The organism is Paenibacillus sp. J31R122 (assembly GCF_056269185.1).
Map to the genome: position 1 here is coordinate 1 of NZ_JBWDNM010000019.1, position 13,187 is coordinate 13,187.

The window sequence follows — 13,187 nt, forward strand, 5'->3', positions numbered from 1 at the left end:
CGGCTTCGATCAAGCACGTGCAGAGCTTCAAGAGATGTTCACCACTAGGAACTAAAGCATTCTTCTACAAGGGAAGGTTATTTTCATTTACACATAATTCTTGACGCTCCCGTTTCGTGCAAGCCTGTTCTATTTAAACTTTATATCCTCATAATGCCCCTTGAATTCTATATACTGCTGCATGTTATTAGAAGACAATAAAGTATTATTAATTTTAAAATTGTTAAATAAAATTCCCCGTACATTATGGCTATCGTCAACACCAGATATCAGAGATTTTCGCGGAAGCTTACCGCGGTAGAAAATGTTATGAAAGGAGATGTTGCTTACAGAGCCCTGTGAAATTCCAGGAGCCATCTCATCTGTCTTGATCTGAAAAAGCATAGAGTCCTCTGGAGCTTCAAACTCATCGATATGAATATTTTTAAAAGCAATATTACTTATTTTGTTTTCTCCTGTTGCCCAGATTTGAATGGCACCGTTATATTTATTCAGATCCCATACGCCTCGCTGATTCAAGATATAAATGTTTTCAAAGTTAACCTTATCGATAGAGGCGTTTGGCGTGTCACCCAAGCCTAGCAATATAGGTCGAGCATTATCTGCCCAGAAGATGGAATCCTTCACCGTTATATTTGAACTCTCCCCATAATGATAAATGACAAAGTTATCGTCCGTTGTTCTTATAAATACGCCTGATACGAGGGCGTTTTTGCTACCTGAGAGGTGGATGCCATCGGCATTAACCATTGAACCGAAGAAATTAATGTTTTTGATCGACGTTTGGTCAGTAAAGTTCATCACAACCGACCACATAGGATAATCGATCAGTGTTATACCTTCCACCGTTGAATTTGAGCCTTTGGTAATCCATATCGCTCCGCTTCGCCCCTCAGCGTAATTTCTAGGCCGCAATAGATCCCCCCCATACATAATACCGCGGCCCCTAATTGTGATATTGCTCTGGTCATCTGCAGAAATTGACCCTTTGACAACCGAACCTGGCGCCAAATAAACAGTCGTACCGCTCTGATTTATATAAAAAGATTCTCCCGCATGCCAATTGCCATAGCCGGTAGAAGAGATATAATGAGTCGATTCGTTGCCATCAGCCATATTTAAGTAGCCTGGGAAAGCTCCTCTTACCGCTTTTCCCTTTGCTATATTCGTTGAATCATCTCCTTTTTCATAGAGCCTGAATTCGCTTGCTAAAGATGTCATTACATAATGACTTGATCCGGTATTACCCAATAGGACAAGTTTTACAAACCTTGCCTTAACGTTGTTTAAAACATCGGTGACTGTTCCTTCCGTTTTGTTCTCGTATCCATCGTATATTTGCACATACGGGTCGTCTTCTTTTTCCTTGGCCTCGATAATAAAACGTTGCGGTCCTTTTGCAAACCATTGGGAGTTGGTTGGCAGCTGGACTAAATCAAACTTTTCCAGTTGAACTGTATCCTTAAGGTCAAGCTCAACCCACATACCCTTAGGCAGCTCGTGCTCGCCTGGCGTAAAATAATACGTATTTTTCCCGTCTGGCAAATAAAGAGGGACAGGATCACCGGGATTTACTACATAAACGTTCGCGTCATCCTGTGAAGGAGCATCGCTCTCAGGCGTGTTTGAAATGATGTGCAAATTGCCCTCACTCCAGCTGCCATTCACCATGATAGTTGGCTTTAATGGAGCCTTGCTATTTTGTTTAAGCGAGAAAAATAATGTGTTTCCCCCTTTTTTACTAGCATCTATTCCATATGCTGAAGGACGTATTTCATAATCGTTTATTTTACCTACATTATAGGTTACCTTAAACTCAACTGTACCCGTAAAGTCAACGTTTACCATAGCTGCATTCGTAGGCACGTCCTGCTCCTTCTGCTCGCCGTTTTTTACGTTATATACGTAAAGCCCCTTCCAATCTTTCTTCCCTTTCTCGCGTATCCATACTGAAAAGCTATTATTTTTTTCTTTCCATTCGGGAGTTTCCCAAGTTACGATTTTTGAGGAGATCTGCTTGTTTTCCAGGTTCACAGCATGCGCCTCCACATTACCTAATAAGGTTGCCATCAAAAATAACACAAGCAGTAACTTCATCTTCATCTCGCACCATTCCTCTCAATTTCATGTATAGCTCAGTTGAATTGTATAAATCGTTCGTCAGTTTATCCTTTCACGCTGCCCAGTACGATGCCCTTCATGAAATATTTTTGCAAAAAAGGATAGAGAACAAGAACGGGCAGTGCAGCCAGAAAAATTTGCGAAGCTTTAGTAGTACGGTCGGATACCTCCGCCAGTGCTTTCATATCGTCAGCGGTCAGGTTTCCCCCAGCAGTAAATAGCTCCGTACTTACAACAAGTGTCTGCAGATAGGTTTGCAGCGGATAATTCGCCGGCGAGTTCATATAGATCAAGCCATCGAACCAAGAATTCCATTGACCTACGCATGTAAACAACAGAATTGTCGCCAGTGCAGGCATCGATATTGGAACCATCATTTTCCACAGCAGCTGCCAGTGTGTACAGCCGTCAACAAGTGCAGCCTCCTGAATTTCCTTCGGTGTACCGCGAAAGAAATTGAGCAGCAGCACCATGTTAAACACCGCTACAGCACCTGGAAGTACAAGTGCCCAGACAGTATCGAGCATTTGATAATTCCGAATGACCATGTAAGTAGGAATTAATCCCCCGCTAAACAGGATTGTTACAAAGAAAAACCATACATAGAAGGTTCGCATGGGAAAGTCCGTCCGTTCCTTTGACAGCGGATAAGCGGAAATAATGACAACCAATAAACTGATGATCGTTCCCAGGACAACCCGCTGAATGGAAACTAGAAGCGATTGTAAAAATTCCGGTTTGGACAGCGCGTACTTGTAAGAGCTCAGCGTAAAATCAACCGGCCACAGCTTAACCGCTCCCGCCGTTGCCGCTGAGCTTGAGCTAAAGGACAGAGCCAGTATGTTGATGAGAGGAAGCAAACAAACAACCGCTAAGGCAATTAGAAATACGTTGTTGCAAATAAGAAAAACTCTTCGTCCAAGTGATTCATTGAAGTCCATAACTGCCTCTCCTTTTCTTAAAAAATACGGTAACCGGCTAATCGATAAGCCAGCCAGTACGAGGCTCCTACAAAAATCAAAGAGACCACTGATTTGAACAGGCCAACAGCTGTCGCAACCGCATATTGGGCATCAATAAGGCCAAGCCTATAGACGAAGGTGTCCAAAATATCCCCTGTCCGATAGACAAGCGGGTTATACAGATTGAACACTTGGTCAAAGCCTGCATTCAACACTCCACCGAGGCCCAGTGTTGCCAGCAGTACAATGATCGGAAGCATACCCGGCAATGTCACATGGATTGTCTGCTTCCATCTGCCCGCCCCATCCATTATGGCTGCTTCGTATATGGTCGGATTAATACTGGTAAGTGCAGCCAGATAAACAATTGTGCCAAACCCGAATTCCTTCCACACGTCCGTAACGACCAGCACATAAGGAAACAGCTTATCATTGCCGAGAAAAAATAACGGTTTCATTCCAATCCAGCTCATCACCTCATTCAGCAGTCCATGTGAAGGTGAGAGAATATCGATCAGAATCCCGCCCAGAATGACCCACGAAAGGAAATGCGGCAAATAAACAAGTGTCTGTACCGTTCTCTTAATCGATGATTTCCGCACTTCATTAAGCAGCAAAGCCGTCACAATCGGTGCAATTTGACCAAAGATTATTTTCAGAAATGCAATAAAAATCGTGTTCCATAACACCTGCCCAATTCCAGGCATCTGGAGCATAAATTCGAAATTATCCCATCCCACCCATTTGGATTCGAAGAAGCCTTTTGCGGGAATGAAATTCTGAAAGGCAATGACGATTCCTGCCATTGGGATATAATGAAACGTAATCAACAATACGATTCCGGGCACCAACATCAGATGCAGGGGGAGATGCTTCTTCCAAGTTCTTCTTTTGACGGTCGCCGCTTGCATCTTCACCATTCCTTTCTATGCTCGTGGAATAAGGAAGCAAGCAAATCGAGCCTGCTTCCTCTCCATTCTCAAGCTATTGTTTAGCCTTATACCATTCATTGACCTCAGCCGTAATCGCATCCCCGCCAAACTTCTTCCAATCGGCAACAAACTTATCGAATTCACCTATATCCGCTTGGCCCATGATAATCTTCGTGAACACTTCCAGCTTCATCTTATCCAGTGTGCTTTTCTTGGCCGTCATCGTAGGCGTACTCGGTCCCGAATATTCATCTACCAGATACTTGTTATCCTTTACATAGTCGCTGACTACATTCATGCCCCCTCCAGGTCCAGCCCATTTATAGGAAGACCAGGCCTGCCCTTCCTCGTTGCTGTCTGTAAATTTCCCCGACAACCACAGCTGGTAGAGATCGTAATGATGCTTTACATCGGCAATCGGATTATCCACATACTTCCCGGCGTCAACCGATGACTGAACGCCCCGGTGAATATTAATCAACTCCAGCGGATCACTTATGATGACAGCTGCAAATGCCGATACATTAATTTCTTTATTTTCTCCGCCGTACCAATAAGCGTCCAGTCGTCCTTCCGGACCATACTGCTTCTCTACCGCAAAATTAAGCAGCTTCACGAGCGCCTCCGGATGCTTGAAACCTTTGCGAACGACATAATAGTTCCCGACCGGAATGCCGCCTGAAGTGCTGGCTGGCTGGTCGTCAAAGGAAATCAGCGGATACGGCTTCCAATCCGACTTTTCCTTTTTGTAGTGATCGGTCAACGGCCACCACACGGCGCCCTCGCCTGAGTAGAACATGCCCGTTTTGTTCGCGGCGATCAGCTCGTAAGCCTTAGCCTGATCCTTGACCGCAAACTCCGGATCGATTAGACCTGCTTTGAACATATCCTGCAGTTTCTGCAGCGCCGACTTGAGTCCCGGCTGTATATCCCCGTAGACGAGCTGGCCGGAGTCATCCTTGGTCCAGCGGCCAGGATAAGCATGAAAACTTTCGAAGAAGCCCATCAATGAATTCAAATCCTTATTGATTCCACCAAGCCCTATTGTGTCCTTTTGGTTGTTGCCATCAGGATCCTGATTGGCAAAGGCCTCGGCGATTTTATAAATGTCCTCCATCGTCTTTGGCTCTGACAAATTAAGCTTCTTTAGCCAATCCTGTCTGATCCACAGCATCTGCGCCCCGGTACCCGTGAAGGTAACTCCAGGCAGTGCAAGCAATTTGCCTTCGAAGGTTGAGGCCTTCATTCCGTTGCCACCATCATTGGTAATGACCTGCTTCGTTTTATCTGAAGCATATTTCTCGAATACTTCCGTCATGTCCTCGACCATATCGGCATCAACCAGACGCTTCAGCTCATTAGCCGACACCGTTAAAATATCCGGAATATCACCGGAAGCAATGGTGACATTCATTTTTTGCTGCCATTGGGTCTGCGGAACACTCCACTTATTGATTAGCTTAATACCAAGCTCCTCTTCGTAGGAGCGGTACCAGATATTGTTGTCTATGCTGTCACCCTTCTCGAACTTAATGGATGGCGGCAGCCACCTCACGGTTGTCACTTCAATTGCAGACTCATATTTGCCCAGCGGATCAGCATCCTCCGGGTTTTGATTTCCACCCGTATTCTCTGTTCCCTTGCTGTTTCCTATGTTTGCAGTGTTTTCTTTCTTGCCATTGCTCCCATTAGTTCCGTTATTCGTATTGCTGCCGCATGCTGTCATAAAGAGAAGCATTACCGCTGCGGCGAAAATCAAAATTCGCTTCAGACTCGTGTGTTGCATGTTCAATCCCCCTTATTTTGTAAACGCTATCAATTGCTTGAATCAAGTATAAGCCCGTTACATGGACTTACGTAACAGGCCAATTCTTTACCTCTGCTTATCTATTTTTTACCTTTTTACAGAAACTTGCCAAGCATGCCCAAGTATTACTTTTCTTCGAGCGCTCGGTAATCCTGGGGTGTATGACCACTTGCTTTCTTGAAGAACCGTGTAAAATGGGGCGGTGAAATAAAGCCAAGTGCAGCACTGATTTCATGAATTTTCAGCTCCGGTTGAAGCAGCATCCGCATAGCTTCCTTCAGCTTCGTCTCATGGATATAAGCAAGCAAATTCGTGCCCGTCACCTTTTTGAAAGCTCTGGATAAATAAGAAGGGTTCCATTGTACAACCTCTGATAAACGTACCAAAGAAAGATCTTCACCCAAATGGTCGTGAATATAACCCTTCAAAAGATCGATTGTCTGATCGCGGCGTTTCGTCTGATCCTTCTGCTGCAGCTCAAAGATTGTGATCGCCAGCCGATAATAATAGTCCATCCATGACTCCGGATCAAGTTGAACACCTGAAGGCTGCATGATAACTGACAAATCGGTGCGATCCGATAGACGCTCCTGCAGATTGAACCGATAGATATGGCGCAAGAAAACGAGTGAAAGTGCGGAGTAAACCGATTCGAGTCCGATAGATTCGACTGTGAAACGCTTCCAGGCGATATCGAAGGCTTCCGCTTGGCCGTTGGCCAAATATTCACCTAACAGATCCGTTTTGCGCAGCATCTTCGTCCGATAGAGCTCCGTCTCATCGAATTCGACCTGAACAACCCCATTCCGTTCGCCGGATTGACGATGATATTCATGCTCCAGCATAGCCCAGCGGTCGGCGATATCTTCCCACTCGCAAGGCGACCTGTCCAGCAGACAAAATAGTGAAATATCAAAGGATTGCAGACAGGCAGCCTCAGCGTTCTCCGCATATTCCCGGACAGCTAATAAAATGCCACTCCATGAAGCAGACTCTTCAAGCTGCTCATCAAGATGGCTGGCTGCCGGTTGTACGAACCAGACCATTGTATCCTTGTCGACAAATATATATTTCATATGCAGGTGAGAATAACCGTACTGCTCCTCGATCACCATCATCCCTGCATGCAGCTGCGCCTTTCCGGTCTGCCGCACTCCGAAATCCACACTCAGCAGCTTGCCCATCATAAGGAAGACTGGACGTTTCGGATCCAGTGGAATGCGCAGCTCCTCAAATTGGTTGGACCTATTCAGCATGTCGGACGTTTCGCAATACAGCAGTTCACTTAACAGCTCATTTTGCAGCAACGGCAGCGTTCGTTCCATTTGCTGCATCGCTTTGGCCATAAGTCCTTCAATCTGCTGTTCTCCAGCTATATCCTCCGCCAGCTTGCCGATCGTCTCCAAAATCGTCTCATGACCTTCCGTCTTAAGCAGATAGCTGGTATTGTCATAATGAATAGCCTCGTACACATAATCGAATTCGCTATGCCCCGTCAGAAAGACAACCTTGCACCTGGGCCACAGACGGCGAATATGCTTATGGAGCTCCAATCCGCCTAGAACGGGCATCCGAATATCGGTCATTATAATGTCGAACTTTCCCCTCCTTAACCATTCGAGTGCCGTCTTCCCTGAATAGGCCTTGTATAATTCGAACTCGGACGGAAAACGTTCCTGCAGAAGTGTGTAAAGTCCATCCGCAATATCGGGCTCATCATCAACAATTAACAACCGAAGCATACTCCTTGTCCCCTTTCCATATGGCCAACCGCACTTCCAATCCTCCAAGACGGCTTCGCCCCACGCCTATTCCGCCTCTATCCCCGTATTTCAAGCGCAACCGTCGATGAATATTCAGAAGGCCGGTCGTTTCAATCGTGCTTTCATCCGTTCTCAGCAGCTGCTCTAGCGTCTCCAGTCGTTCCTGATCCAAGAATGAGCCATTGTCTTCCACTCGAATAAGCAGACAATCTTCCTCCTCCTCGAAAACGATGGACAGAAGTCCGCCTTCCTCCATATGGTCAAACACATGCTCGAAAGCGTTTTCGATTAATGGCTGAAGTATAAGTCGCGGTACCATAACCTCACGGTAGGAGGTCGGCACCTCACCGCACTGGGCCTTCATTCGCAGTCGAAAGCGCCTTCCCTGAATTTCCGCATAGATCGTCGCGTGTTTGGCCTCTTCGTAAAGCGGAGCCTCATCTGAGGAATTGCGGGTAATATACCGTAAATAGCTACCCATCTGCGAAGCGAACTGCTTGGCGCTGTCATGATCCTCTACCGCAATCATGTTATATAGGGTGAAATAGCTGTTATATAGAAAATGTGGATTAATTTGTGACTGGAGCTGCTTGAGCTCAGCTCGTTGAACTAATATTTTGTGCGTATATACCTGTTCAATCAATTCCCTCATATAGCGGGACATTTTATTAAAGCCCTGGTGTAAATAACCAAACTCACTTCGACTATTCTCGGTGACCGTTACGTCCAGCTCGCCCTTTTCCATCTTCCTGAACGCCCGCAGAAGTGCCAGCAGCGGTCGATGGATCATTCGGTACAGGGAAAGACAGAGCACAATAATAAAGACGAGAAACACCGCTATTAATACCCAGAACAGCTGCTGGTAACGATGTATATTGTTAAACAGATGTTTCTCAGGCACGTAATGAATAAGCGAGAAACCGAGCAGCTGCGAGAAACGGGAGGATACAAGCACCCGGTCATCTCCCTGCCCCACGCTGCTTATATTCTCGTATGCATTAGGCACACCTGATTTATATTGATCAATGTACCGATCTAAATATGGATTCTCAAAATGATGAGTGCGTATCATAAACTCGCCGTTAGGATCACTTAGAACGGAGCCGCTGTTCTCACTGCTTTCTAGGGCAGAAAGTGATTTGCTCAGCTCATCCGGAGAAAGCTCTACTATAATGGAATACAGCGCATTTTCACCTTCATACAGCCCCCGCACCTCATGAACGAGTACGATATACGGAATATGGCCAAGGAAATATATCGCTTTTCCCGGACTCTTACTGGCAAGCTCGCTGGTAGCATTGAATTGCTCCTGCAACATCGCGCCCGGTCCCTGCATAGCAGATATCGTGCGGTTGATGGAGGGAATATGAACGGATACATCCGAAATATATAAGCTGCTGTTTTTCAGCGCAAACAGCCTATCCTGCACCATAAGAATGGCCTGGCTTTTGTCGTATTTGTTCATATAGTCGGGAATAACCGCCAGCTTGTTCAGAGACTCGTCGTTAATCAATTCAAACTGCAGCAGTTGAATCCGTTCGACTTCCTTCTCCATCGTACGTATATTCGCTTCAACCCGAGACTCCATTGAATTGGATATCTCCCGACGAAGCGACTCCCTCCCTCCGGAGTAGAAGTTATTCCCGATTAAGATAATCGGTATCAGCATCAAAGCCAGTAATATTGCGAAGCGAAACAACAGCGAGCTCTTCATCCTGCCAAGACCTGTACGGATAAATACCACCTCCATTTTCGCCAAGATTACCATGAATCGGCATCTCAGGGTCGTTTTTACACCTTCCCATTATTTATAAAATCACTCTCAAAAGCAACAAAAACAATAGTTTCATCGTAAGCCATTCCTTGCAATTTCAACATTGACTTTTTTAAATTTTAAAATAAGAAAAAGAATAAATTAATTTTATCTATATTTATCAAACTACACTTCCGTTATAATAGCCATGATTGCAATTAAGCATATTGCTTAATAAATCTTAAAATTTTCCATGTGAGATCAGTAACGTTGTGAGGAGGATATATATGTATCATATTTTGCAGAATGTACAAGTCGTACTTCAAAACAGAATCGTCCCGTCAGCCAATGTTTGGATTTTTGAAGGGAAAATTACGAAGATAGATACAGGAAATCTATCTATTCTAAATGAAGAGTATGAGCTGATTGATGGGAGAGGGCATTTGTTAATACCAGGGATGATAGACGTTCATATCCACGGTGCAAATGGTTTTGATATGATGGACGGTACCGAAGAAAGTATTCAAGAAGTTTCACGTGCTTGTGCTTCAACAGGGTGCACCTCGTTTCTAGCCACATCTGTTAGTTCTACGATGGAGGATCTGCTAGAAATGATTCGTAGTGTCAAGCGTGTAATAGGAAAAGAAGTGGGAGCAAAGATTGCAGGGATTCATTTAGAGGGACCTTATCTGAACCCGAAGCGAAAAGGAATGCAGAATGAAAAGTATTTACGGCATCCCAATTTAGAAGAAATGAAGGTCATTTTTCAGGAAGCAGGCTCACTCATTAAGATGGTTACTATTGCTCCTGAGTTGCCTGGAGGAATGGACTTAATATCTTTTTTGAAAGAACAGGGAGTAGTTATAGCGATCGCTCACTCGGATGCCACATATGAGGAAGCCAAACAAGCTTTCACAGCTGGTGCGAGTCATGTTACGCATTGTTTTAATGGCATGCGACCGATTCATCATCGAGATCCGGGTCTGATCGTGGCTGCTTTCGAAGAGAAACATGTTAGTCTTCAAGCGATTGTCGATAATGTCCATTTACATCCTGCTATAATTCGATTGATGCATACCTTGAAAGGACCAGAAGGAATGGTCTTAATCACAGATGCATTACAAGCAATGGGTATGGGCGATGGGAATTATCTATTTGGAGGCCATCATGTCACGGTATCCGATGGCATTGCGAGACTAGAGGATGGGACACTAGCCTCCAGTACAGTTACCATGAATGAAGCATTACGTTATACCATCGAAACCGGAATTTCCTTGATCGATGCCGTACAGATGGCTTCAACTACGCCGGCCAATATTCTAGGATTTCAACAAAAAGGGCAAATTTCTTCTGGTTTCGATGCCGACCTAGTCCTATTAGATGATGAATTTCAAGTTCAATGGACGATGGTAGGTGGTCAAATTCTATGATTGAAAGAAGTTCATGAGTCTGTAAAATACGTTGTGAAAGCTCTTTTAATGCCTTCTCCCCTAGGGATCGGAGTCCCCACTTCGTCCTCTGTCGTATGAAGTAATTCGTAGGGATATCCTGTATGATCTGTATGATCTGTTAGACCTTTATATCTAACGTCACTGTAGAACACGGCACCTCGCTCCAATGGAACGAAATGCCTCGTTATTATCTTTCATGTATCAGAATCTGCCCCGCATCCTAGTCAAACATACGAATTTCCGTTAACATCTCATTCAGATCTTGGAAAATCCAATCCGGCCTTCCATAGTCCGGATCTGCTGTAAGGGCGTCCTGCGGCTTGCTCGTCAGCCAGATTGTGCGCATACCTGCTGCCTTCCCTCCGGCTACATCTGTAGATAAATTATCTCCAATCATTACACAGCGTTCCACTTTTTCCACCCCACAGTCCCTCATAGCAGAAAGAAATAAATGTGGAGAAGGCTTTCCGAAGCACTCTAGTTCTGTTCCAGTCACCGCCTCGAAAGCGGCAGCTAGGGCACCAGTTTCGGGTATCTTCTCTCCCCGGCTGCCCGGGTGATACAGATCCGGATTGGTGATGATTGCAATTGCTCCTTGATCCAGCTCTTCCGCAACCACATATAACTTGTCGTAAGAGAACGAAATATCACGGCCAATGACTACAGCTTGTGCCTTCTGTCCGCTATAAAGAGGGACGAGCGTATGCCCCGCCTGTTCTAATGCAAGATGTAAATCCTGGCTGCCAACAACTTTTATCTTTAATGGGCCATAACACTGTAATAAATAAGGCCCAATATACTCGGTCGCGGTTAATATGTCACGAGGTTCGATGTCAAAGCCCATCTGTTTCAGCTTGGCAGCAATCGAAAGAGAAGAGTCCGTCGAGTTGTTAGTAATAAAACGCACCTGTTTGCCTATACGTCTTAGTTTCAATATCAGTTCTGCAGCGCCGAGCGCCTGTCGGTTACCGTAATATACGCATCCATCTAAATCAAAAAAAAACGCCTCACACTTTAGCAGTTCTTCTGTTCCCGTTGATCGCTCACTCATCCCTTGATCTCTCCCTCCAAAGCTCCGTTAGAATATTTCCATTTGCCTCGGGAAGGGTTGCACCGAATAAGTGAGCTATTGTAGGAGCAACGTCGATAGCATGGATAGTTGGGAGCTTTACTCCTTGCAGAATAGATGGACCTGTGGCTAGAAAGAACGACTCCGAAGAGGGATGGTCAGCAAAATAACCGTGCATCCCAACCGATTTATCCAGTTGAACGATAACAGCATCTGACCCGTATCTCATATTGAAGAAAGAGTCGTTATCCGCTTCTAAGACGATGTCCGGACGGTAACGTTCACATTCTCCCCCCTTAGGCAGTCCCCATTCTGCCATTTCATCGCCATATAATATTTTAGAAATCCCCTCCGTTTGCCTAAGAAGCTTTAAGACTTTATCCATTAAGGCCGAGCGTTCAACCAAATCTTTCTCTAATATATATACATAGGCACTTCCACCGTTTGAAACGGTCATAGCCCGACTGAGCTCAGGATGTTCAGGATGAATTAACCCATTTTGTTTAAAGAGCACATTCGGATAAATTCCTCGAACCACATTTGTCAATCCATGATCCGACATAATAAATAATTCTGTCTCCTCATGTAGATTATGCTCCTTCAGCGTCTGTATCAGATCACCGATGCGCTCGTCCACATAACCCGCAGCCCAGGCGAGCTCCGGTGAGCAAGCTCCAAAATCATGCTGAAAGCTGTCCGGGAGTAGATAATGAAGGAGCAGTAAATTCGGCTGTTTATGGCGAAGAACATATTTGGCGACCTCCGTTGACAGCCAATCCTGCATTGGTCCTCTTGCATGATCTTTGCTCCAAGCTCCATAACTTCCCATTGGAAGACCCGCTTCGCAGAGCTCCTTCCATAGAGAGGGCGTACTGTATTTCTCGAAAGCCTCTTGGTCGTAGCATTCAGGAATGTTGTAATCGATATGAAGAGCCCCACGGGTTTTAGGCCAACAAATGGCAGCTGTCGTTCCTCCGATCGCCTTAACCGCATCATATAAAGTCGTTCCGGCGACCGTCTCCTCCTTTCCACCTGCGCGCTCCCCATAATGCTCAATAATTCGGTTCGTATCCCTATCGATGACCCAATTGCCCAGTACCCCGTGTTGACTTGGTACCGTTCCCGTCATTAAGGAAGTATGAATGGTCCATGTTGCTGCCGGGGTCACACTTCTCATCGAGGCGGCCTCCGTCCCAGCTTCCGCCAGCTTTCGAAGGTTCGGAATTGGGAGGCTCGGATCCTTCCAAGCATTCATCCCAAGCCCATCCACGCTGATTACAATTGCCCTTGGAAGCTTTCGTTCCAGTTTCCCTTGTGTCCTCATAGCTA

At 45.4% G+C, this 13,187-nt stretch carries 10 protein-coding genes; 1 reads left to right on the top strand and 9 read right to left on the bottom strand.

Annotated features, from left to right (window positions below; translation table 11 throughout):
- Window positions 1-129: 129 nt before the first annotated feature.
- From AC0YN7_RS25295 to AC0YN7_RS25325, 7 genes are all read right to left on the bottom strand, one after another.
- Complete coding sequence (locus AC0YN7_RS25295) at window positions 130-2,103, bottom strand: glycosyl hydrolase family 28 protein (protein WP_475812803.1); 1,974 nt, start codon at window positions 2,101-2,103, stop codon at window positions 130-132.
- A gap of 62 nt (window positions 2,104-2,165) precedes the next feature.
- Complete coding sequence (locus tag AC0YN7_RS25300; protein ID WP_475812804.1) at window positions 2,166-3,062, bottom strand: carbohydrate ABC transporter permease; 897 nt, start codon at window positions 3,060-3,062, stop codon at window positions 2,166-2,168.
- A 17-nt stretch (window positions 3,063-3,079) separates the two neighbouring features.
- Window positions 3,080-4,003, bottom strand: coding sequence for an ABC transporter permease (locus AC0YN7_RS25305; protein WP_475812805.1), 924 nt, complete (start codon window positions 4,001-4,003; stop codon window positions 3,080-3,082).
- Window positions 4,004-4,067: 64 nt separating this feature from the next.
- Window positions 4,068-5,801, bottom strand: a complete 1,734-nt coding sequence (locus tag AC0YN7_RS25310) for an extracellular solute-binding protein (protein WP_475812806.1) — start codon at window positions 5,799-5,801, stop codon at window positions 4,068-4,070.
- Between the two features lie 146 nt (window positions 5,802-5,947).
- Entirely contained in the window at window positions 5,948-7,564 is a 1,617-nt protein-coding gene (locus AC0YN7_RS25315; protein WP_475812807.1) for a response regulator transcription factor, read from the bottom strand.
- Window positions 7,542-9,173: a sensor histidine kinase gene (locus AC0YN7_RS25320; RefSeq protein WP_475812808.1), complete on the bottom strand. Its 1,632-nt coding sequence runs from the start codon at window positions 9,171-9,173 to the stop codon at window positions 7,542-7,544. The genes AC0YN7_RS25315 and AC0YN7_RS25320 overlap by 23 nt, the downstream gene beginning before the upstream one ends.
- Before the next feature lie 49 nt (window positions 9,174-9,222).
- Complete coding sequence (locus AC0YN7_RS25325; RefSeq protein WP_475812809.1) at window positions 9,223-9,390, bottom strand: hypothetical protein; 168 nt, start codon at window positions 9,388-9,390, stop codon at window positions 9,223-9,225.
- Between the two features lie 235 nt (window positions 9,391-9,625).
- Between AC0YN7_RS25325 and nagA the strand changes: the two genes are divergently transcribed.
- A complete protein-coding gene (gene nagA / locus AC0YN7_RS25330; protein ID WP_475812810.1) occupies window positions 9,626-10,768 on the top strand; it encodes an N-acetylglucosamine-6-phosphate deacetylase in 1,143 nt (380 codons plus the stop codon).
- A gap of 241 nt (window positions 10,769-11,009) precedes the next feature.
- On the opposite strand, the gene AC0YN7_RS25335 is transcribed toward nagA, so the two are convergent.
- Together AC0YN7_RS25335 and AC0YN7_RS25340 are read right to left on the bottom strand one after the other, a co-directional pair.
- Window positions 11,010-11,840: an HAD-IIA family hydrolase gene (locus AC0YN7_RS25335; protein WP_475812811.1), complete on the bottom strand. Its 831-nt coding sequence runs from the start codon at window positions 11,838-11,840 to the stop codon at window positions 11,010-11,012.
- Window positions 11,833-13,182 (bottom strand): alkaline phosphatase family protein, encoded by a 1,350-nt coding sequence (locus tag AC0YN7_RS25340; RefSeq protein ID WP_475812812.1) that lies wholly within the window; start codon window positions 13,180-13,182, stop codon window positions 11,833-11,835. The genes AC0YN7_RS25335 and AC0YN7_RS25340 overlap by 8 nt, the downstream gene beginning before the upstream one ends.
- Between the last annotated feature and the right edge of the window lie 5 nt (window positions 13,183-13,187).